Here is a 21,062-nt window from a genome sequence, read left to right as displayed (position 1 = left end):
TCTCTCCTTTACTTTACACAAATTCGCTCAAATATTCCCAACGATCCATTTTTTCTGCAAGTTGCGTTTCAACCTCGCTGATTTCTTGCTGTAATTTTTGAAGCTTGGTAAAGTTAGCTCCTTGATGATTCATCTCTTCAGTCAAAGCGGCTGCTTTTTCTTCTAAAGCCGCGATATCATCTTCAATTGTCGCCCACTCTTTTTGTTCCATATAACTCAGTTTCTTTTTGACAGGCGCTGCAGCAGACTCCTCACTATCAGCAGAAAGGGAATCGTTTTTTGATTCTTTTGGCTCTAGTACACTTGAACTAGCTTTATTGGTATTGGCTGCTAGGTACTCATTAATGGAACCAAAGTAGGACTTAATCCTGCCGTCTCCTTCGAAGATCAGCAATTTTTGGGCAACTTTATCTAAAAAGTAGCGGTCATGGGAAACAGTGATCACTGCACCTGGGAATGTTTCCAAATAATTTTCCAAAATCGTCAGGGTATCAATATCCAAATCGTTGGTCGGTTCATCTAACAAGAGAACATTTGGCTGCCCAATCAATAGCTTGAGCAAAAATAGGCGTCGTTTTTCCCCGCCAGATAGCTTGCCGATCTTAGTGCCATGCATGGATCGCGGAAACAAAAACTGTTCCAGCATTTCTGCGACACTGACTTGTGAGCCATCCACTTTTTGCACTTCCTCGGCTGCTTCTTGCAAATAAGCAATCATTCGCTGATCAGGGTTCATCGCTTCAATCGTTTGCGTATAATAAGCCATTTTCACAGTCACGCCAATCGTACGCTCCCCTTCTTCTAAAGGCAGGTGACCAGCTAAAATATTGAGCAACGTTGATTTGCCCGCACCGTTTTCTCCTGTGATCCCTAAGCGTTCTCTTGATTGAATCAACAAATCAAAGTGAGACAAAATCGTTTTGTTTTCAATCTGGAAACTCGCATCTTTTAGCTCTAAGACTTGTTTGCCTAAGCGTGTCGTAGCAACATCAATGGCCACTTCGCCGTTCCGTTTTACTTGATGTAGGTTTTCTTTTAAATCATCGAAACGATCGATCCGTGCCTGTTGTTTCGTTGTACGGGCCTTTGCTCCGGTGCGAATCCAAGCCAACTCATGTTTGTATAACTGCTTGCGCTTGTCTTCTTGCGTCTCCTCCACTCGTTCTCGTTCTGCTCGAGCATGAAGATACGTCTCGTAATTGCCTTGATATTCATGCAGTTTTCCAAAGGACAATTCAAAGATCCGGTTAACGACTCGATCCAAAAAGTAGCGATCGTGGGTCACCATCAATAACGCACCCCGATAATTTTTAAGATAGCCTTCCAACCATTGGATCGCATCATAATCTAAGTGGTTAGTCGGTTCATCCAATAACAACAGGTCTGGTTCATCGATCAATACTTGAGCCATAGCCACTCGTTTCTTTTGACCTCCAGATAACTCACTGACCTTTTTCTTTAAATCACTGATTCCAAGTTTTTGGAGGATAATTTTGGCTGTTGTATCTGTGTTCCAAGCATCGGCTTTATTCATCGCTTCTTCTGCCAATTGATAATTGCGCTGCGTTTGTTGATCCATACCATTATTTTCTAAAGCAATCAGCGCTTTTTCATAGTCGCGAACAACGCGGATCAGCGGACTGGTCCCTTGAAAAACAGCATCTACAACGGATAATTCTTCTTGTAGCTGATTGTCTTGCGCTAAAAAGCCAATTCGATAATCTTGACTGGCAAAAACAGTTTGGCGATCACCATCTCCACGATCCAAACCTGCTAAGATTCGCAGCAAACTTGATTTCCCCGTGCCATTGACACCAATCAAACCGATCCGATCTTTTTCATGTATCAGAAAAGAAAGCTGATCAAACAGTGTTTTTTCACCGTAAGTTTTGGTTAATTCACTTACTTTTAATTCTTTCACAGAATCCCTCCTGAGTTTTTTCTTCGCTCATTGTACCACATTTCATCCGAGGAAACGATGAGAGAAAGGAGCAGTTTTTGCAATAAAAAAGAATGCCTTCGTCAGTTTATTCCCTCTGATCATCGATGTTGATCATCTTTTAGGAATAACCTGACGGAGACACTCCATAAAACGTGCATCAAGTTGCGCGCCTTTTGAGACATATTATCGGCGGAACATCCGCTGTTTCGGTTGTTCTTCCGCTCGAGACATCGCATACGATTCTAACAGATTGACATTGCGTCGGTACTCATTTGCAGAAATCGTTGAAATTTTCTCAGCCACTTCATATTCATCGATCGTCTTGCGCTCAAGATAATAGCCCCAAAGGACTTTCTTAACAAAAATCGGGTCTTGCTCAATCATGATCGTTTCAATGAAATTGCTATGTTCAAACCGTTTGATGCTCATTTCTCGTTGACGAATAAAGAAATTGATCAGCGAGGAATCATAAACATCTTCTAAATTGCTCAAACTGTGAAAAATGTATTCGCTGTTTTTTAAGTAGATTTTTTGTACTTCAGAAATGTCTCGTTGTTTCAAGGCATCTTTCAGTTGCTGCTGCCGCTGTAAAAACAAACGTGGATGGATCAGTACACGAATAAAACGCTGAATAAAGAAGAGCCAAAAACTAAAGAATGAGAGAATTTGTTTTGCGAGGGAATGCTGCTGCTGAGAAATAAAGCGTGAATAAAAACGATAGCCATTTAGGCTGACTTTCCCATTTCGATAAGCTTCATCCAAGCCGTCTTGTTCGATCGATAAGATCAATCCTTGAATTTCTTGGATTTCTTGTTTTTCTGAATCAGTCAAACTATTGCGATACAATTCCCAACGACGATTTTCATAGGAATTGATGACAGCATCGATCGCTAAGCGACCTTTATCAGAAAGCTCTTGTTTTTCTTCTGCTTCCAATTGTTCGATGACGTCTTCTAAGATCAGCAAGTGATTGAAGTCGACACTTTCGGCAGCTTCACCATCTGCCAAATAAGGTAAGACCATCACGCTGATGATCAATGTCAGCAAAATTACACAGGCGGTCAAAAACAGGAGCAAGCTCCGTTCCCGAAACGGTGTCTCATGCACCATCACCGGTAAAATGAAGATGGCTGCCAAACTGACTGTTCCCTTGACGCCACCAAAGGTCAACAAGGCGACTTGATTCATGGATACTTGTTTTTTTGACTGTAAGAACCAATAATAAAATAGTAAAAAGATAAAACGTACGAGGAAAATCACCGCTGTGACGACTAAAATCGTGATGACTAGATGCCAGTTTGCATAGTTTTTGCTTTCCCAGATCGGTGAAAAGACTTGTGACAACTCGATCCCTAGAAAGAGAAACACTAATGCGTTCAATGTAAAGACAATGGTCGACCATGTGCTTTCAGAAATGTTCGCTAATTCAGCATCAAACAACGAGATCCGGCGTTTTCTTTGGGCTTGGGCTACACCTGCCACAACTGCTGCGATAATCCCTGAGACGCCAATCATTTCTGCCAGCAAATAGGCAGCAAATGGCAAGAGCAGTTCAATCAATAAGTATACTGTGACATCTTGTGCCGAGATTTTTTCAATAAAACGTAAAATCCGGCGTTTCAGCCATACTATCAAGTAACCGACAAGCCCGCCACCGATACTAGAGAAAAGAAGTTGGAAGCCTGCGTTGGCTGCTGAAAAACTCCCGGTAGTCAAAGCCACGATAGCAAACTGTAATGCGGTAACCCCCGAAGCATCGTTCAGTAAGCCCTCGCCTTCAAGAATATGCATAATGTTTTTGGAAATTTTCAAACGCTTTGCTAATGAGGAGACTGCCACCGCATCAGTTGGTCCTAACGCAGCCCCGAAAGCGAAGCAAGCAGCCAGAGGTATCGTCGGCATCAACCAATGGAGGGTTCCGCCGACCGCAAACAGCGTCATTAACACGCCACCAAAAGCCAAAAACAGCACGATCTTGCTGTTTTTTAGGATCTCAGGTACATCTGCTCGTTCCCCTTCTCGAAATAGCAATGGACCAATGATCATTACTAAAAACATTTCCGGTTCAAAGGCGATCTCTTGACCCATTTCTGTAAGACCTAATAAAATTCCTAAGATGATTTGAATAAAAAAGATCGGTACTGAGGGCAATATTTTGCTCGCCACATTTGATAATGTGACAAGAATTGCAATGATAATGACGAGTTCAATAAATTCCATCCATTACCCTCTTTTCTTTCGAATGGCTAATAACAGCTCAAGAAAATCTTCTTTTTTTAAAAGGATCTTGTCGTTTAGAAGACCTAACTCCTTTTCGTTATTTTCAATCTCGCATTGGACACGCCGTGATTCCAAGCGATATAAATCGTGTTTCATTCGTTCAAATTTTCGGAAAAGCAATGGATTTTTCCGTTGCAAATAATCCCGAATCTCCTTTTTTTCAGCTGGTGTAAATTGTCCCAACTGCTTCATTAGTTCTTGCTTACTTAAACATTCCTTGTTCATAATTACGTTTTTTACCCCTTTTATCATCAGTTTATCTTTTTATTTAACGTGCAAATCAAAATTATCTCTTGACCGCTAGTATTCTAAGCCAATCATTCAAAAATAGCAAGTCTTTCTCACTAAATGTTGGTTTTCTATCAGTTTTCTTATAAAACAAAAAAACCGCAGTCTTCACTGCGATTTTTTATGCTTATTTCATATATAAGTCGTAGTAAGCATCCATGATCTCTTTGGCGATTTGAATATTTGGATGGGTATCTGTGTCGCCTTTTAATTGAGGCATTACGATCGCAATCGCAATATCCGCATCACTGCTTGGCCCGTAGGCAACGATGTTTAGGTTAACTAAGCTGATGGTATTGCCATTACTATCCACAATTGGTGTTTCGGCAGTACCTGTTTTGGCAGAGACCTCCATTTTCGCAGAAGCCAAGCCTTTGGCAGTTGCCCAAGCATCCGTTCCATGAACTGCATCATAAAATCCATTTTGAACAATTTGCATTTGAGCATCTGTTAAACCAACTTCATTCAATACCGTTGGTTCGATCTCTTCAATCAGTGAGCCAAGACCGCCAGTTTCGTCATTGCCGTAAATACCGTCGACGATATGAGGCTGCAATCTTTTGCCACCATTAGCAACAGTTGCTGCATATTGTGCCAGTTGCAACGTGGTATAGGTATCAAACTGACCAAAAGCCAAGTCAAGGATCTTCCCACCATCACTGACCGGGTCCATGTTATCGATCGATGTGCTGATACCAGTCGCTTCTCCCGGTAAATCGATCCCAGTTTCAGTTCCCATACCAAAAGAGGCAAAAGACGAACGTAGTTTTTCATAGACATCCCCTTGACGATCCACTGTTGGAATCGAGATACCTGACTGATAATTGATGCCCATCAAACGTAAAGCGACTTGCATCATATAGGAGTTAGAAGAAACTTCCAACGCCTGCTCCGCAGAAAGGTTACGATTATTTGCCCCAGTTGGGTTGAAAATTGAGGCTTTTACATCGGAGCCAATTCTGATTGGTTGATCCAATAACACTTCATTGCCGTTTAAGACCCCATTTTCCCAGCCAGCAGCCAAAGTCCCTGCTTTGACAACGGACCCTGGTACAAAGGAATTAATGAAGGTACCAATGGCATTTTCCTGCAATTCATTTGAACCTGTATCATGATGATAGCCGGACATTGACAAAACGCCGCCGGTTTTTGGATTTAACGCCACTGCGTAAACCCCTGGAGAATATTCTGCTGCCCCAGAATCAATCAGTTTTTGGAAATTGTCTTGCAAGATTTTATCAACTCTCGCTTGAAACTCAGCATCTAATGTTAATACAAGGTTATCCCCTTTTGCCCCAGCAAAGGTTTCTTTTTGACTTTCAATATTATTATTGTTATCAAGGGAAATCTCGGAAATGGATTTTGTGCCTTGTAAGACTTCTTCATACTGCTGCTCTAAATAACTACGTCCAACGCGATCATTACGAGCATAGCCTTTTTCTAAAAATTCATCCAAAACTTCTTCCGGAATCCCTTGTTCTTCACTAGTCACCGTTCCGATCAAACTAGCCAGAGAACTTCCTTCAACGATGTTTCTCGTCCAATCAGTTCCCGTGGAGATTCCCGGTAAATCAACCATATTTTCAGCGACAACAGCTAATTCACGGTCAGACACATCCGACGTCTTAATAAAGACCGTACTCAAAGATTGGGCGCTATTCATCCGCTTAAAAATCGTGGCTGCTTCTAATTCTGCATCAGAGAAATTGATTTCATCTTCTGTCACTTTATCAACGGTTGCCGCATATTGTTCAGAAGTACCTAAAGAACGCTCTTCATCACTCAATCGGTCAGTTGCTGCTTCAAGATTTTCTTCATCGGCCAGCCAAAAGTCCTTAAGATCACGATCAGACAAGTTTTTGTCCACAGGTACTTCGATCAACTCGCTCAATTTTTTGGCCGTTTCTAATAAATCTTGAGCGGTCATTTTGTTTCCGCGGGTAAATGTGATTGCTGCATTGGCTTGATTTTCCACCAGCGCTTTTCCAGAAGCGTCATAGATCATTCCCCGAGGGGCGCTTCCTTTGACTTCCACTACAGATGAAGCTTTCAACTGCTGCTCAATATTGTCGCCATTGACGATCTGTAGATAGCCTAATTGAACGATCAAGGACACAAACAAAGCAAAAATAATAAAAAACAAAAAGTTCAATCGAAATGGAACATGAGATTTGCGATACGATTTAGCCTTTGGTTCTTCTGGCCCCTTGCGTATCCCTTGGACAACTTTATCTTTCAAATTCTTCATCTCATCTATCCTTCCAATCTATAATGACTACTGTCCTATTTTACCAAAAAATTCGATTCGAAACAGAAAAAACAAAAAATATCCATTAATCCTTAGAAAAAACTATAAAAATTGGCGTGAATCCGAGTAAATGTTTCACAGTTTGATTGTTTCATTTTCATTCTTTCATGAAAAAATTGTTTTTTTAAGCTTTCTTATGTTTTTTCATTTGATGGTTTCGTGAAACAAGATTTTCGTTGGTGCTTTTGTGGAAAACTAAAAAGCAGGATGACCAAAAGTTCTCCTGCTTTTTAGGCTTCTAAAGAAACTAGCTACTCTCCAGTTGTTGAGTTTTCTTCTGAAAAGGTCAGACTGTCGTCGTATAACTGATAATTAGGCGATCCGTTAGTAAATTCGTCGCCTTGGGTCAAACCCTCGTTCGTCGGAAGCTGCAACTGCTCCTTTAATAAATTTTGCGTATGCAACAACTGATTCGTCCCCAATAACTGATAATATACTCCACCAATCAGTTGCCCTTCTCCTTGGAGTTGCTCCTGCTTGATGGTCGTAAAAGCAGGAATATAATTGGTACCGATGTCCATCATATCATTCCACGTAAGATCCGTCTTCGAATTCTTTTCAACCGCCTTAAGAATCTTTTGGTAATTACTGATACCATCCAGACTCATAACTTTTTGAAGAATTTTCGTAACCACTTCTCTTTGCCGTCTTTGGCGACCGATATCCCCTTCCGGATCTTGTTTTCGCATTCTTGCATAAGCCAGACCTGTCTTACCATCTAAAGTAATTCGCCCTTCAGGGACATGAACACCTTCTAAAGTAAAATCGATAGCATTTGTCACCTCGATTCCCCCAACTGCATCAATCAGATCCCGCATACCCTGCATATTGATCGTCACATAATGGTCGATAGGAATGTCCAAAAGATTTTCAACAGAATCCATGGCCATGGCCTCCCCACCAAAAGCATAAGCATGATTCAGCTTATCGATCGTATTGTACCCAACGATTTGTGTGTAAATATCACGGTCAAGGCTAATGATCGTTGACTGTTTTTTTTCTGGATTGACCGTCACCACCATCATACTATCCGAACGACCTTGTTCGGTTCGCCCTAAAGCCCCAGTGTCGATTCCCATTAGCAAAATGGAAAACGGATCTCGATCTTCAATGCTGATTGCTTCCTCTCGTTTGTCTGTTTTACGATCAACAGCGTGAGAGATTTGATTAAAAGTGGCATTCGTCTCTTGATAAACCTGCATCCCGTAGATCGTTAATCCAATGATTCCAACCACTAACACGACTAAAATACCTAAAATTACCTTTTGATATCTCCGCATCTTACACCTCGCCAATAAAAATTCACTCATCAAATAAATTTTCCCACAAAACGCATCTTTCAGCAATCGCTATCATGCATCAACTTCATATTTAATCCTTCCGTAACTTCTTTGAAATAAACAAAAATAAAACATAAATAAAGGGCACCCTCTAAGGTAGAGAGTGCCCCGCAAATAGTCACTTTTTTAAATATAATCCACAAAACGAGCACGAAACTTCATATGCAGATGGCTTCCTAAAATAAGAAGCATCAAAGTTAAACACCAGAATATAAGTGTATAAGTTGTTTTTTCCCAAACCCATGCACGGGAAAGCAACGAGTCTCGAAAGCCCTCAATAATATAATAAAAAGGATTGAGTCTTAAAATTTTAACTAACCATACCGGCATATTGCGATTATTTATATCCCATATTGGTCCAGACACATAGAAAAGCAAACGTAGGACCGATTGTAAGAAGATATGATAATCCCGAACCAACACTGTGATTGTTGCATTCAACACCCCGTATGCAAACAAAAAACTAACCATACAGAAAAAATAATAAAAATACTGGATCCAATAGATGGTAGGTGTATTTCCAGTAAATAATAATGATCCCACAACAATTGCTACCATCGGAATATATGATGACAGATTACTAACAATATTGATTGTTGGTAAAATACTTACGGGAAATTTCATTTTAGCAACCATTCCAACTTGTCTGTGAATGCTGTTTGATGCTCCTAAAACAGATGAACTTATATAAAACCATGCTGTGATACCAACTAACATCCATATAATAAATGGAAATCCGTCTACCTGACGATTATTATTTACGCCCAATCCAAATACTAGATAATAGATTCCGATTTGAATGGCCGGATTCAAAATTTGCCAAGCTAGCCCTAAATAATGACTTTGGTAAGTGGCTTTATCTTCATAGCGAGACATTCGAAAAATCATACCACTATGCTGAATTTGTTCCTTTAAAACTGCAATTATTTCTTTCACAAGGCTCTTCCTCTTCTACATAATATAAGTAAGTATCGATGATTACCGTACGATAACTTTCGTAATAACTTCTATAGGATTCTTAAGCGCATAACCCAAAGATCTTCCACTAAATGTAACGATACTGAAAAAAAGAATACTCAAAATTGTTAAAGATAAAACGAGTTTAGTAAAAATAGTCATTTTTTCTCCAAATAAAGTTCGTTTCGTATTTTTTTCCAGTCCGGTAGCATCTAAATTCTGATTTAAAGTTTGTGGATCATTTTTGGCTTTTTCAACTAATTTTTCAATACTAAATTGTTTCTGTTTTTCTTTATATTCATCCTGATATTTTTTCTGTTCTTTTTTGGGTAATTTTTTAAACCAATCAATAAACTCACGATATTCTTTCATCACTTCATTTGTAGGTCCAAACATTTTTAAATCACCGTAATGCATCCAAATCGTTTTATCACAAAGTTTTTCTACCTGCCCCAGTGAATGAGAAACGAAGAAAATAGTTTTCCCATTTTCTTTAAATTCCATAATCTTATCCACACATTTTTGGTAAAAAGTTTCATCTCCTACAGATAAAGCTTCATCAATTACTAATATGTCCGGATTGTTGTGGACAGCAATAGCAAAGCCCAAACGAGATTTCATACCACTGGAATAGCTTTTTACAGGTTGATTAATAAAATCTCCTAAATCAGCAAAAGCAACGATGTCATCTAATTTGTCATCAATCTCTTTATTCGTCATTCCTGACATCAAGCCTTTTAAACGAATATTTTCTAGTCCGGTCAGTTGGATTTTCAATCCAGCACCGATTGCAATGATCGAAGTTTCTCCGTTAACCTCCATCGTTCCTGATGTAGGAGGAATAATTCCACTAATCAAGTTCGAAAGTGTTGATTTCCCTGATCCATTAATACCAATGATTCCTACTGATTCACCGGCATTTACTTCAAAACTTACGCCTTTTAATGCCCAGAATGTACTCATATTTTTTTTATAAAATTTAAATAGAGATTTTACTTTATCTGATTTCTTCTTCAGAAGATCGTATTCTTTTGTTACTAAAGTACTACGAACTTTAACTTGTTTATCCATCTTATCTTCTCATCCATTCTAAAAATCTTTGCTTACATTGTTTTGATTGAACATTGTCAGGTCAGCCTTTATTTGGGTTGTTGAAACTTCTGGCGTTCTTGGAAGATAAACTACCTCAACTCCTGATTCAGTAGTTAGGTAATCAAATTTACCTGACCAGTCGTCCCCTATTACAAAAATATCGACGTTATATTTCTTCATGTCCGTTATTTTTTGCTCCCAATTTTCTTCTGGAATAACAAGATCGACATATCTTATTGCTTCTAAAAGCTGTTTCCTTTTTTCATAGCTAAAATAACTAGTCTTACCTTTTTGCAATAAATTGAACTCATCGGTTGATAATCCCACAATCAAGTAATCACCTTTTTGCTTAGCAGTTCTCAATAGATTAATATGACCATAATGAAGCAAATCAAATGTTCCATAGGTAATAACTCGTTTCATTTTTAGTCCCTTCTTATTTCAAAATAAAAATCACTAATAGATTATATCATAAAACCCAGAAAAAAAAGATTCTTAGGAAAGAATTAACAAATTTGAAAGATTATTAACACTAAATATTTGCTTTAATTTTCTCTTTTTCATATAAAAAGCAGCAACCTATATGAAGGTACTTCCTCATCTCTAAGTCTAGCAAGAAATAGAAACTAATATAAGTGTATCAAAAAAGCAGATATTCATGCTCCTTTGAGATGAATAATCTGCTTTGTCTACAGTCTACTTGATTTTAGACTTTGGTCACTTCCGCTGCTTGAGGTCCGCGGGCACCTTCAACGATCGTAAATTCAACTTCTTGACCTTCTTCAAGTGACTTAAAACCGTCTCCTTGAATGGCAGAAAAGTGAACAAATACATCATCGCCACCGTCAACTGTAATAAAACCAAATCCTTTTTCGTTGTTGAACCATTTTACTTTCCCATGTTCCATAGTGTGTAAAGCCTCCAATAATTATAATCCGACGATTCCGTCGCCTTTATTATAGCGGATTATGTAAGCGTTAGCAATATCAAAACGATTCTTTCTATCCACAAAAAAAGAAGCCTTTTAGCAGGCTTCTTTCTAGTAAATTGTTTAAGCTTTTGCGAAATATTCGTTTACTTTGTCCCAGTTAACAACACTCCAGAAAGCATTGATGTAATCTGGACGAACATTTTTGTATTTCAAGTAATACGCATGTTCCCAAACATCTAAACCTAAAACAGGTGTTTGACCATCCATCAATGGTGAATCTTGATTCGCTGTTGAAGTAATCGCTAGTTTACCATCTTTCACGACTAACCATGCCCAACCTGAACCAAAACGTCCGGTTGCAGCAGTTTTAAATTCTTCTTTAAAGTCTTCAAAGCTGCCAAAAGTTTCTTCAATTGCCTCTTTGATGGCTCCAGTAGGTTCGCCACCAGCATTTGGGCCTAAGATTTCCCAGAAGAACGTGTGGTTGGCATGGCCGCCACCATTGTTACGAACTGCTGTTTGAATATCTTCTGGTACAGAAGAAAAGTCAGCTAATAATTCTTCAACTGTTTTTTCACCTAATTCAGGATGTTTTTCAATCGCTGCGTTTAAGTTTGTTACATAAGTGTTATGGTGTTTATCATGATGCAAATGCATCGTTTCTTCATCAATGTATGGTTCTAATGCATCGTATGCGTAAGGTAAATCTGGTAATGTGTAAGTCATAAAAAAATTCCTCCTCAATGATAATGTTTACATAAGTAACATTATCAGACTATCAGACTTTGTTCAAAAAATATGCTTACTTTTTCTCACTTTTTTTCGTATTGAAAATCAAAAATTTACTAAACACATAGTTTGCCAAAACAACAACAACTTGGGTGACCAGCTTGGCAACTAGATCGCCGGTTGCCAAAATTGAAATAAATAGATACATACAAAGCATATCTAAGCCTAATGATAAGACGCGAAAGAAAATGAACTTCCCAAATGCCGCCCATGACTCTTGCTTTGTCTCGGTTTTTGCTTCAAAGACCCATAACTTATTTGTAAAGTAGGCGAACAAAACAGAAGCAATCCAGGAAATCACATTCGCTGTCTGGTAATAAAGACCAAATCCTTCACGAAAAATGAGATAGACGATAATGTTGACTACAGTCGTTAATCCACCAAAAAATAAATACGTAATCGGCTCCCACAACTTTTTTTGCTGCAAGAACTGTTTGTATTCGTTGTACTTTTGCATTCTTTTGCCTACTTTCATTTCTTTATTTATTCATTCCTACGATAATTGGTTCTTTTTTTGTGAATTCCTTGTAATTCAAAGAACCCTTCGTTACAATTACTCTAGTTATACCACAAAGGAGTTCATCAGCAAATGACTATCGTCCAACTATTTAAAATTGCTTTTTTCCGAATACCTGATTTAAAATTTGTCAAAAAAGCAGAATTTTCCAAAGTAATCGTTTTTCTATTAAGCGCCTCCGTGCTTATCGCGGTACCGATGACCATCAATGTATTAGGTGTCTTTCGCGATGTGCAAGCAGACGGACAAAAAATAGGCGAATCGATCCCAGATTTTACGATTGCAAATGGGCAGCTTGCTGCAGCGTCGGATACGCAAGGTTTCATTTATCAAACCGATTCGATCATCTTTACTTTCGATCCAGATGGCAACCGTACGCCAGCAGATATTGCATCTGATGTCACTGGCTCTGTCATCGCTGTTGGCTTGTTAAAAGATCAGCTGGTCATCCGTATCCCCTCTTCTGGCTTATCGACGTCAATGTTAGATTCTAATCAATTAGAATTTGATTACAGTGAGCCTGCGCTGCGCAATCTTAACGGTCAGGCGATTCGAGAAGCGCTATCAAACCAAGCGATCCCCTGGCTAATCAAACTCATTGTCTTTTTTGTTGCATTGTATCCATCATTTGTCAGCTTGCTGATCACCTTAGTGATGGGGACCTTTATTGCAACGATCTATACAAGATTAAAACGATTCTCCTATACCTTCTTTGAAAATTTAAAGATTCTAATCGTAAGTGCTGCATTGCCTACGCTTATTAGTGTAATCGTACAACTACTATTGCCTTCCTTCGATGCAACCACCTTTATTTTGTTTGGTTCTTTATTCTTATTCACACAAGGGGTCAAACATTCTCCAAAAATTCAGTTTAAAACCTGATCTAAGCCATGTTCAATTCCTTGAACATGGTTTTTTTCTCATTCTTTGCTACACTTATGTTAAAAGGAGGCTAGGCAATGAAAAAAATAATCTTAGCTACTCGAGAGTTTCGCGACATATATGTGAAACAAATCGAAAAAGACTATCAATTTCTTGTGTACACAAAGGACCAAGCAATTGATTGGTCACAAGTAGAAATCACCATTGGTTGGAAGTCGGAATGGAAGGACTACCTGCTAACGGAGAAAACAAATTTGAAATGGGTCCAAGCAATTTCAGCTGGCGTAGACACCTTACCATTAAAAGAGTTTGCGAAATACAATATTCGCTTATCTAATGGCAGCGGCATCCATGCCGAATCGATCACAGACCATTTGTTGGCTCTACTATTTATGGAAAACCGCGGGATTTTCCAAGCAATTCAGCAACAGAGAAAACAGCAATGGTCACCAAATACAATCCCCTATACAAAATTGTCGGACCAAGAGATTTTAATCGTTGGTACGGGACAAATTGGCCAAAAGTTAGCTCAAGCATTGACCTTTTTTGGTGTAAGTCCCATTGGTATCAATACTAGCGGGCATGACGTGACAGGTTTTGAAAAAACGTTTGCGTTATCTGACTTACACGCTTGCGCAAAAACCGCCGATTGCGTCATCAACATCCTTCCTCTGACGGAAGAAACCAATCACTTGTATGATGCAGCTTTTTTTGCCCAAATGAAACCTAGTGCTTCCTTTTATAATGTCGGCCGCGGGCCAAGTGTGGATACCACTGCATTAGCAAAAGCCTTGGAAAAGAAGCAGCTAGCCTTTGCCGCACTGGATGTTTTTGAAGAAGAGCCATTGCCCGAAAATGATCCGTTATGGCAAATCGAGAACCTTTTGATAACCCCCCATATCTCAGGGCACACGCCCCATTTTCAAAAGGCATTTATGGCCATTTTCTTAGCGAACTTCCAACAATTTTTGGCAAAACAAGAACTTGTAAAAAATGAGATAAACTTGGATAAAGGCTACTAACATATTCTTTCCGCAAAAAAAGTGTACAGTCGGAGGCGAAACCTTCAGATTGTACACTTTTAATTTATCGTTGTTTTTCTTGGTCTTTTTCAGTTTCTTTCAAGAAATATAAGGGTCTATTTTTGGTTTCTAAGAAAATTTTCCCAATATATTTCCCGATGATTCCCAAACAAAGCAATTGCAAGCCGCCCACAAATAAGAAAATGCTAACCATCGATGGCCAACCAGTTGTTGGATCACCAAAGATAAAGGTTCTGATCACAATAAAGATCAATGCGATCAGAGAGCCAAAACAGGAAAGCGCACCAATAAAAGAAGCAATGTTCAGAGGGGTATCCGAAAAGTTGACGATACCGTCGATCGAATATTGAAATAGTTTCCAAAATGACCACGATGTCTCACCAGCGACTCGTTCCCGGTTCTCATAGGCGATGTATTCTGTATCAAAGCCGACCCAACTGAAGATCCCTTTGGAAAAGCGATTATATTCAGACAGTTGTAAAACGGCATCTACCATATTACGGCGCATCAAGCGAAAATCTCGAGCACCATTTACCATTTCGGTATCGGCAATCTTGTTGATAATATTATAAAAAGCATCTGAGAAAAAACTACGGATCTTCGGTTCTCCTTTGCGATCCGCCCGTCTAGTCCCCACACAATCAAGCTCTGGTTTTGCTTCCAGCATCGCAAACATTTCTGGCAGTAATGTCGGCGGGTCTTGTAGATCTGCGTCCATCACAGTGACAAAATCGCCTTTCGCCGCTTGTAAGCCTGCATAAAGTGCCGCTTCTTTGCCAAAGTTTCTCGAAAAAGATAAATAGCGAACACTGTCGGGGTGGGCACGATATAACTCTCTTAAAACAGGTAGTGTTTGATCTGAAGAGCCATCATTGACAAAAATATATTCAAAGGGCATATTTAATTGTCTCTTCACTTTTTCTGTTTCCTCAAAGAATATCGGCAAGCTCGCCTCTTCATTAAAACAAGGTACAACAATTGATAACATCGGTTTCATCTCCTAGAGCCAATCGTGGGAAGCCGGTCAGCTATGACCGAATCCACATTATTTTTTATCTTCACTAAAATCGTACTTCGGTTCATCCAACGTTTGATCATAATCAACTGTCAGATTATAGCCTTTGAAAAACCACTCATCCGCTTCATCAATAAAAAAAAGCAATCCGTCAATGGTTTGTTCAACGATCGGACGTTCTGGTTTGTCTACTGACATCCCCACGGAAAATCCGTCATGCACTTGTGTCTTTCCATAAATTTTTCCAAAAAAACGAATCCCGCTTCCTTGGTCTACCACCAACTCTTTTTTGAACCATTGCATTGCTTCAGGACTTATTGTTAAGTTCATTTTCTTCACTCCTAATCATTCATATGTTCATCGAGTATATCTACATCATCTGTATTGCCGATCACGAGTAAATTGTCATTTTCACGCACGATTGCCTCTGCATCAGGCGAAACGATCACTTGTCCTGGTCCACGACGAATCGCAACGACTGTCAGACCATACTTTTGTCGAAAATTCAGCTCAATCAGGGATTTATTGAAAAAGCGTGGATTGGACACGCGAATCTCTGCTAAAGAAAATTCGTCAGATAGTTCAATATAATCTAAGATATTTTTGGAAACTAGATTATGGGCGATGCGAATCCCCATATCACGTTCAGGATGGACGACACGGTCTGCGCCGAGTTTTTCCAGTACACGGGCATGGTATTCGTTTTGGGCTTTGGCTAAGATATTAGGAACACCCATTTCTTTAACCATCAGTGTGACCAATATACTGGCTTGAATATCTTCACCTATCGCAACAATGACATGGTCAAAGTTACGGATACCCAATGAACGCAACGTCATCTCATCTTGTGCGTTCCCGACCACCGCATGGGTGGCGATATTCATGTATTCATTGACACGATCTTCGTTGCTATCGATTGCCAACACTTCTTGACCTGATTCAATCAACGTACGACAAATACTTCCACCGAAACGACCTAATCCAATAATTGCATAATTTTGCTTCACCACAAACGCTCCTTTGTTTGCCAGATCATTATTTAGTATAACAAAAACCTCCCCTGCTTGCCATGAGGAGGTATGATTATTAAGATTTTATTTTATCAAGCCATGTTTAAAAGCATATATCGTAGCTTGTGTACGATCTTCTACTTCTAATTTTGATAAGATGTTTGACACATGTGTCTTCACTGTTTTCAGCGTAATGAAGAGTGAATCCGCAATCTCTTGGTTGCTCTTTCCTTCAGCGATCAACAGTAACACTTCTTGTTCCCGATTGGTCAAATCTTCATGTAGGATTGGTGTCCGATTCGTCAAACGATCCATCATTTTCGTGGTGACTTCGGGTTCTAAGACCCGCTCTCCTCGCTGGGTTGCACGAATGGCTTCCGCAATCTCATGAGCAGTAGACGTCTTTAACAGGTAACCGGCCGCACCCGCTTCAATTGCAGGATAGACTTTCTCGTCATCAATAAAACTAGTGACAATGATGATTTTTGCTTCTGGCCAATCATTTAAAATCAATTTCGTAGATTCGATCCCATCCATTTCATCCATAACCAAATCCATCAAAATCACATCTGGACGTAATTCCAATGCCTTTTCATACCCGACTCGACCATTTTCCGCTTCCCCAATTACTTCTATATCGTCTTGAATTGATAGATAAGAAGAGACCCCTAGACGAACCATTTCATGGTCATCAACTAACAACACTTTAATCATACGTTATGCCTCCTTCAACAGTGGAACTTTGATTTCAATACTGGTTCCTTGATTTTTAAAACTAATAATTTTCAATGTTCCGCCAACAGCACTTACACGTTCTCGGATATTCATCAAGCCATAGCTGCCGGCCTTTTGATCTTGGGGATCAAAGCCAACTCCGTCATCGATCACCCGCAATAACACGTTATTATCGATGCGATGCAAGTATACTTCTAACTCATCAGCTTTCGCGTGACGCAGTGTATTAGACAAGAGTTCTTGGATCACACGAAAGAGTTGATCTTCAATCGAACTAGGCATCGTAAAGTCTTCAATATCCCAAGTCAATAGAATTTTGATTTTGGTCTCTAATTCCTTTAACAATTGCTCGATTCCTTGCTTTAGACTCTTCCCTTCCAAAGTTACAGGTCGTAGATGAAGCAAGAGCGCCCGCATTTCAGATTGCGAAGCATTGATAATGTCTGTGACCATCGCTAACTGTTTCTTTTGGCTTTCTGGAGCATCTGTTCGAATCGCTTGCTCATTCAGTGCAGACATCATCATCATGGCGGCAAACAGCTGTTGAGAAACAGAGTCGTGCAGTTCACGAGCCAGACGCTGCCTTTCTGCTTCTAAAATCTCTTCTTTCGTCTGACCATCAACAAACTGCGGTTTCGCATTCAATTGCTGTAATTCCATCGACATCTGTTTCATCTTCGATTGGATACTGGCAATATCACGATCCACATTCGCAATCAAATGGTTTTCAGACGCATGTGGTATCTTTGTTTCCAATAAAGGGCTATCGATATAGCCGCTGGCTAACAGTCTTAGCTTTTCTTCCACCGGACCGTATTGACGGTTGCGAAAAAAAGAAATCAGTAAAAAGACAGCTAAAGCAATCAATGCAGATATTACAAGTAAGTGAAAGATAATTGGGATAAAAAAGAGTTTGATTTGAAAGACTTCTATCAGCCAATTATTTTTCCCACTGGCATACAAATAGGAAAACAGCATCAATATCATGGTGAAAAAACTTGCTAAGCCTGCATAAAAAGCGATCATGCCTCTTGAAAATTTCCCAATCATACCCGAATCACCTCAACATCACCAACAAGGGTATTCGTTAAGATTTTCAAACGCCGACTATTTTCGCCATAATCCGGGCTGTAAATCGTCACTTTTTCATTTTTCAAGCTCGTTTCTTCGCCTTCAAAGATAACAGAGCCAATAAAAGTACTGTGCTCTAATTTGATCGCTATGCCAGCAGGCACTAAAATACGAGTTCTACCAAAGCCTTTTCGTACGATCACGACGTTTTCTTTCTTAGGCAATAAAGTGTTGCCTAGATCGATGAAAGTGTCTCCCGTCAAGATATCTAAATTGATATCGTCCCATTCATAGACTTGACTGCCGATCCGTTCATTGCCTAACCATTGCTGCTTTTGTTTCAGCGGATGATCAGCTTTGGGTTCTTCAGTTTCAACGATAATCATTTGTTTTTTGCGCCAGAATGAATTTTTAGTTAAGTCGATTCCGGTAATCTCGACTCCTTTTAAACCAATAAATAAAATCGCAAAAATCAGCATCAGCCACAGTGCTGGACTATTTAACAAACTGATCAAAATAGCAATGGAACTTGAGACCATCAAGAAATTTTTAAAATTGCTCTTGCGCTCACTTCGGTTCACAAGGACCAAGCACGTCACACCAAGTATTAATAAAAATAATAATGGCGGATTAGATAAAATTTGCCATACCGCAAAAAGCAGTAAGAGCGCTTCAACAATAAAGAAAAAACGCCAAGGACTTTTCATTCAAGCTCCTCCTCCTAGTAATTCTACTTTATCATACCCGAAAAAAATGGTTTGTCCATCCGTCGCTGGTCCGAAAAAAGACCCTGTTTGATCAAATTCCCTTAAGGAGAATGAACAACAGGGTCAACTAGTTTGATCGAGTGATCAAGCAATTAGCTTTTCTTTACTTCTGTGATTCTTACTTGCATATCTCCGCCTGGCGTTGAGATCGTCACTTCATCATTGACTTTTTTCCCAATCAAGGCACGAGCGATTGGTGAATCATTGGAAATTTTACCAGAAAACGGATCTGCTTCAGCACTACCAACGATCATGTACTCTTCTTCGTCACCATCAGGCAACTCAACAAAAATCACAGTTTTTCCGATGGAAACTTCATCAGAGTCTACACCCTCATTATCAATGATCTCTGCAAAACGAATCATATTTTCTAAAGTAGTGATTCGGCCTTCGACAAACGCTTGTTCATCTTTTGCAGACTCATACTCGGAGTTTTCGGATAAATCGCCAAAACTGCGGGCTACCTTGATACGTTCAATGATTTCCCCGCGTTTTACCGTTTTCAATTCTTCTAATTCTTGTTCTAGCTTTTCTTTTCCTTCAAGTGTCATTGGGTAAACTTTTTCTACCATAGTTCTTTTCTCCTTTTAGTAACTTCTAATAAATCGCAAAAGGTAATCTTTTGCGATGAGTCCACAAAAGATTACCATGCTTTTTTTTAAATGTAAACTATAAACCTATGAAAATTTAATTTGAGGTATTGTTTACATATTGTTCCACTAATTGCATATGCTGTTCATAGGTTTCCGCAAAGTAAACTTCTTGGGTTTGAATGTCAGCAACGAAATAATAGTAGTTATTCGGTGTTGGATCTAAGACCGCTTGGATCGCTGCTTCGCTTGGATTGTTGAATGGTCCAGGTCCGTAGCCAGTTTGCACATAGAGATTATAAGGAGAGTCAACTTGAGTGTCCTCATAAGTGACTAGCTCTTTGTGCTCACCTAACGCATATAGAATCGAAATATCCGATTGTAGCGGCATATCAATCGCTAAACGATTGAAGAATACCTGTGCGATATTTTTACGATCTTCTAGCTTACTACCCTCTTTTTCAACAAGTGAAGCCAATGTAAGGACTTCTTGGACCGTCATTTCTTTTTGAGCAATTTGATCGAAATATTTGGACAAGACTGAATTTGATTTATCCACCATTTGGGTAACGACTTCTTCTAGGGTATTCCCTGTATAGTAGTCATACGTCGCTGGGAACAAGTATCCTTCTAGTCGGTAACGCACGCCTTGCGCATCGCCGGCACTTGCTAAAAGCTCAGGATAGGTTTCTTTCATTTTTTCAAAGAACTCATCGCTTTCCATCAAAGCTAAGAAATCGTCTTTCGAGATATTTGTTGCTTCCGCTAGAGCATCACCGATTTGGTCCACATCAAATCCTTCTGGAATCGTCACTTTTGCATCAGAGGTGACCGAACCTTCGCCATTTTGCAGCATCTTTGAGATTTGATCCAAAGTCATACTAGGAGAAAAATGATAATTTCCTGCTTGAAATCCAGTTAAATTATTGAATTTCGTATAATAGTTAAAGATCATACCACTTTTAATGATATTGTCTTCTTCCAATATTTCTCCAATTGCTTTGTTGGACGATCCACTAGGAATCTCAACTGCCACCGTTTCTGTATCTTCTGGATTCAACGGCTGCAATCCTGATGTTACATAACGATACATTGAAAATCCTAAAACACCACCGATGACGAGCAGAGCAAGGACTACGATCAAAACGATCCGATTGACAATCCGATCTTCTTTTTTGCGTTGCTGCTTGCGCAATTGCGTTTCCCCACCTTCAGCTATGGGCACTTCTTCCGCTGCTGCCCTACGACTTGTAGCAGCTTGCTTTGCTTGTTTATTTTTGGTCTTTCCACTTGCAGTTCGCGAACCCACCTCTTCTTGAGGTTGTTGAATAGGACGCTCGTTCAAACCTTGGTCTTCATGGGTTTGATCTGATTGAGGTTGCTTTAAAGCTCCTAATACTTCGTCTTTAAAGGATCTATCCTCTGGATGTTGTTTACTCAAAACAACTCCTCCTAACTTTCGTAATACTGGCTTGTACCATTATACACGAAAGTTAGGAGGAAGG

Annotated in this window: 21 protein-coding genes; 2 read left to right on the top strand and 19 right to left on the bottom strand. The window is 39.5% G+C overall.

Annotated features, from left to right (window positions below; genetic code table 11):
* Nucleotides 1-13: 13 nt before the first annotated feature.
* The 11 genes from IGI86_RS05815 to IGI86_RS05765 form a co-directional block, all read right to left on the bottom strand.
* Entirely contained in the window at nucleotides 14-1,921 is a 1,908-nt protein-coding gene (locus tag IGI86_RS05815) for an ABC-F family ATP-binding cassette domain-containing protein (RefSeq protein ID WP_430617797.1), read from the bottom strand.
* A 204-nt stretch (nucleotides 1,922-2,125) separates the two neighbouring features.
* Nucleotides 2,126-4,162 carry a cation:proton antiporter gene (locus IGI86_RS05810; RefSeq protein ID WP_008379627.1) on the bottom strand — a complete coding sequence of 679 codons (2,037 nt, stop codon included), beginning with the start codon at nucleotides 4,160-4,162 and terminating at the stop codon, nucleotides 2,126-2,128.
* A 3-nt stretch (nucleotides 4,163-4,165) separates the two neighbouring features.
* A complete protein-coding gene (locus IGI86_RS05805; protein ID WP_008379625.1) occupies nucleotides 4,166-4,447 on the bottom strand; it encodes a hypothetical protein in 282 nt (93 codons plus the stop codon).
* Nucleotides 4,448-4,637: 190 nt separating this feature from the next.
* On the bottom strand, nucleotides 4,638-6,758 hold the full coding sequence (locus tag IGI86_RS05800) for a peptidoglycan D,D-transpeptidase FtsI family protein (protein ID WP_016613209.1): 2,121 nt from the start codon (nucleotides 6,756-6,758) through the stop codon (nucleotides 4,638-4,640).
* A gap of 311 nt (nucleotides 6,759-7,069) precedes the next feature.
* On the bottom strand, nucleotides 7,070-8,098 hold the full coding sequence (locus IGI86_RS05795; protein ID WP_430617796.1) for an LCP family protein: 1,029 nt from the start codon (nucleotides 8,096-8,098) through the stop codon (nucleotides 7,070-7,072).
* 186 nt (nucleotides 8,099-8,284) lie between these two features.
* The gene (locus tag IGI86_RS05790) at nucleotides 8,285-9,094 is read right to left on the bottom strand and encodes an ABC transporter permease (RefSeq protein WP_005236888.1); all 810 of its coding nucleotides are present in this window, start codon (nucleotides 9,092-9,094) and stop codon (nucleotides 8,285-8,287) included.
* Nucleotides 9,095-9,136: 42 nt separating this feature from the next.
* Nucleotides 9,137-10,186 (bottom strand): ABC transporter ATP-binding protein, encoded by a 1,050-nt coding sequence (locus IGI86_RS05785; RefSeq protein WP_005236889.1) that lies wholly within the window; start codon nucleotides 10,184-10,186, stop codon nucleotides 9,137-9,139.
* A gap of 18 nt (nucleotides 10,187-10,204) precedes the next feature.
* Nucleotides 10,205-10,630: a glycerol-3-phosphate cytidylyltransferase gene (gene tagD / locus IGI86_RS05780; RefSeq protein WP_005236890.1), complete on the bottom strand. Its 426-nt coding sequence runs from the start codon at nucleotides 10,628-10,630 to the stop codon at nucleotides 10,205-10,207.
* Nucleotides 10,631-10,913: 283 nt separating this feature from the next.
* On the bottom strand, nucleotides 10,914-11,114 hold the full coding sequence (locus IGI86_RS05775) for a cold-shock protein (RefSeq protein WP_005229578.1): 201 nt from the start codon (nucleotides 11,112-11,114) through the stop codon (nucleotides 10,914-10,916).
* A gap of 144 nt (nucleotides 11,115-11,258) precedes the next feature.
* A complete protein-coding gene (locus IGI86_RS05770; protein WP_005229576.1) occupies nucleotides 11,259-11,864 on the bottom strand; it encodes a superoxide dismutase in 606 nt (201 codons plus the stop codon).
* 76 nt (nucleotides 11,865-11,940) lie between these two features.
* Entirely contained in the window at nucleotides 11,941-12,384 is a 444-nt protein-coding gene (locus IGI86_RS05765; protein ID WP_430617795.1) for a GtrA family protein, read from the bottom strand.
* 132 nt (nucleotides 12,385-12,516) lie between these two features.
* On the opposite strand from IGI86_RS05765, the gene IGI86_RS05760 reads away from it, so the two are divergent.
* Nucleotides 12,517-13,326 (top strand): DUF1189 domain-containing protein, encoded by an 810-nt coding sequence (locus IGI86_RS05760; protein WP_008379616.1) that lies wholly within the window; start codon nucleotides 12,517-12,519, stop codon nucleotides 13,324-13,326.
* Nucleotides 13,327-13,403: 77 nt separating this feature from the next.
* Entirely contained in the window at nucleotides 13,404-14,348 is a 945-nt protein-coding gene (locus IGI86_RS05755; protein ID WP_430617794.1) for a phosphoglycerate dehydrogenase, read from the top strand.
* 64 nt (nucleotides 14,349-14,412) lie between these two features.
* Here IGI86_RS05755 and IGI86_RS05750 read toward each other — a convergent pair whose 3' ends face one another.
* The 8 genes from IGI86_RS05750 to mltG form a co-directional block, all read right to left on the bottom strand.
* Nucleotides 14,413-15,357 carry a glycosyltransferase family 2 protein gene (locus IGI86_RS05750; protein WP_176285423.1) on the bottom strand — a complete coding sequence of 315 codons (945 nt, stop codon included), beginning with the start codon at nucleotides 15,355-15,357 and terminating at the stop codon, nucleotides 14,413-14,415.
* A 57-nt stretch (nucleotides 15,358-15,414) separates the two neighbouring features.
* The gene (locus IGI86_RS05745; RefSeq protein WP_008379609.1) at nucleotides 15,415-15,714 is read right to left on the bottom strand and encodes a HesB/YadR/YfhF family protein; all 300 of its coding nucleotides are present in this window, start codon (nucleotides 15,712-15,714) and stop codon (nucleotides 15,415-15,417) included.
* A gap of 11 nt (nucleotides 15,715-15,725) precedes the next feature.
* The gene (locus IGI86_RS05740; RefSeq protein ID WP_005229566.1) at nucleotides 15,726-16,391 is read right to left on the bottom strand and encodes a potassium channel family protein; all 666 of its coding nucleotides are present in this window, start codon (nucleotides 16,389-16,391) and stop codon (nucleotides 15,726-15,728) included.
* A gap of 87 nt (nucleotides 16,392-16,478) precedes the next feature.
* Complete coding sequence (locus IGI86_RS05735) at nucleotides 16,479-17,108, bottom strand: response regulator transcription factor (protein ID WP_005236913.1); 630 nt, start codon at nucleotides 17,106-17,108, stop codon at nucleotides 16,479-16,481.
* Between the two features lie 3 nt (nucleotides 17,109-17,111).
* Nucleotides 17,112-18,179, bottom strand: a complete 1,068-nt coding sequence (locus IGI86_RS05730; protein WP_005236914.1) for a sensor histidine kinase — start codon at nucleotides 18,177-18,179, stop codon at nucleotides 17,112-17,114.
* Nucleotides 18,176-18,907 carry a cell wall-active antibiotics response protein LiaF gene (gene liaF, locus IGI86_RS05725; RefSeq protein WP_010749367.1) on the bottom strand — a complete coding sequence of 244 codons (732 nt, stop codon included), beginning with the start codon at nucleotides 18,905-18,907 and terminating at the stop codon, nucleotides 18,176-18,178. Before liaF ends, IGI86_RS05730 begins: the two co-directional genes overlap by 4 nt.
* Before the next feature lie 152 nt (nucleotides 18,908-19,059).
* Nucleotides 19,060-19,539: a transcription elongation factor GreA gene (gene greA / locus IGI86_RS05720; RefSeq protein WP_005229556.1), complete on the bottom strand. Its 480-nt coding sequence runs from the start codon at nucleotides 19,537-19,539 to the stop codon at nucleotides 19,060-19,062.
* Nucleotides 19,540-19,654: 115 nt separating this feature from the next.
* Complete coding sequence (gene mltG / locus IGI86_RS05715) at nucleotides 19,655-20,998, bottom strand: endolytic transglycosylase MltG (protein ID WP_016613200.1); 1,344 nt, start codon at nucleotides 20,996-20,998, stop codon at nucleotides 19,655-19,657.
* Nucleotides 20,999-21,062: the final 64 nt, after the last annotated feature.

This window comes from Enterococcus sp. AZ188 (genome assembly GCF_050544075.1).
Taxonomy (GTDB): Bacteria; Bacillota; Bacilli; order Lactobacillales; family Enterococcaceae; genus Enterococcus_D; species Enterococcus_D entomosocium.
Note: the sequence above shows the minus strand (reverse complement) of the source record. Positions and strands in the feature narration are given on the sequence as shown.

Bases quoted from the DNA above. Each gene is read 5' to 3' on its own strand.
- IGI86_RS05800 (WP_016613209.1), bottom strand. From the start codon at position 6,758: ATGAAGAATTTGAAAGATAAAGTTGTCCAAGGGATACGCAAGGGGCCA.
- IGI86_RS05755 (WP_430617794.1), top strand. From the start codon at position 13,404: ATGAAAAAAATAATCTTAGCTACTCGAGAGTTTCGCGACATATATGTG.
- IGI86_RS05735 (WP_005236913.1), bottom strand. From the start codon at position 17,108: ATGATTAAAGTGTTGTTAGTTGATGACCATGAAATGGTTCGTCTAGGG.
- IGI86_RS05770 (WP_005229576.1), bottom strand. From the start codon at position 11,864: ATGACTTACACATTACCAGATTTACCTTACGCATACGATGCATTAGAA.
- IGI86_RS05810 (WP_008379627.1), bottom strand. From the start codon at position 4,162: ATGGAATTTATTGAACTCGTCATTATCATTGCAATTCTTGTCACATTA.
- greA (WP_005229556.1), bottom strand. From the start codon at position 19,539: ATGGTAGAAAAAGTTTACCCAATGACACTTGAAGGAAAAGAAAAGCTA.
- IGI86_RS05785 (WP_005236889.1), bottom strand. From the start codon at position 10,186: ATGGATAAACAAGTTAAAGTTCGTAGTACTTTAGTAACAAAAGAATAC.
- IGI86_RS05765 (WP_430617795.1), bottom strand. From the start codon at position 12,384: ATGCAAAAGTACAACGAATACAAACAGTTCTTGCAGCAAAAAAAGTTG.
- IGI86_RS05760 (WP_008379616.1), top strand. From the start codon at position 12,517: ATGACTATCGTCCAACTATTTAAAATTGCTTTTTTCCGAATACCTGAT.
- IGI86_RS05805 (WP_008379625.1), bottom strand. From the start codon at position 4,447: ATGAACAAGGAATGTTTAAGTAAGCAAGAACTAATGAAGCAGTTGGGA.
- IGI86_RS05750 (WP_176285423.1), bottom strand. From the start codon at position 15,357: ATGTTATCAATTGTTGTACCTTGTTTTAATGAAGAGGCGAGCTTGCCG.
- IGI86_RS05745 (WP_008379609.1), bottom strand. From the start codon at position 15,714: ATGAACTTAACAATAAGTCCTGAAGCAATGCAATGGTTCAAAAAAGAG.
- IGI86_RS05795 (WP_430617796.1), bottom strand. From the start codon at position 8,098: ATGCGGAGATATCAAAAGGTAATTTTAGGTATTTTAGTCGTGTTAGTG.
- IGI86_RS05775 (WP_005229578.1), bottom strand. From the start codon at position 11,114: ATGGAACATGGGAAAGTAAAATGGTTCAACAACGAAAAAGGATTTGGT.
- liaF (WP_010749367.1), bottom strand. From the start codon at position 18,907: ATGAAAAGTCCTTGGCGTTTTTTCTTTATTGTTGAAGCGCTCTTACTG.
- IGI86_RS05730 (WP_005236914.1), bottom strand. From the start codon at position 18,179: ATGATTGGGAAATTTTCAAGAGGCATGATCGCTTTTTATGCAGGCTTA.
- tagD (WP_005236890.1), bottom strand. From the start codon at position 10,630: ATGAAACGAGTTATTACCTATGGAACATTTGATTTGCTTCATTATGGT.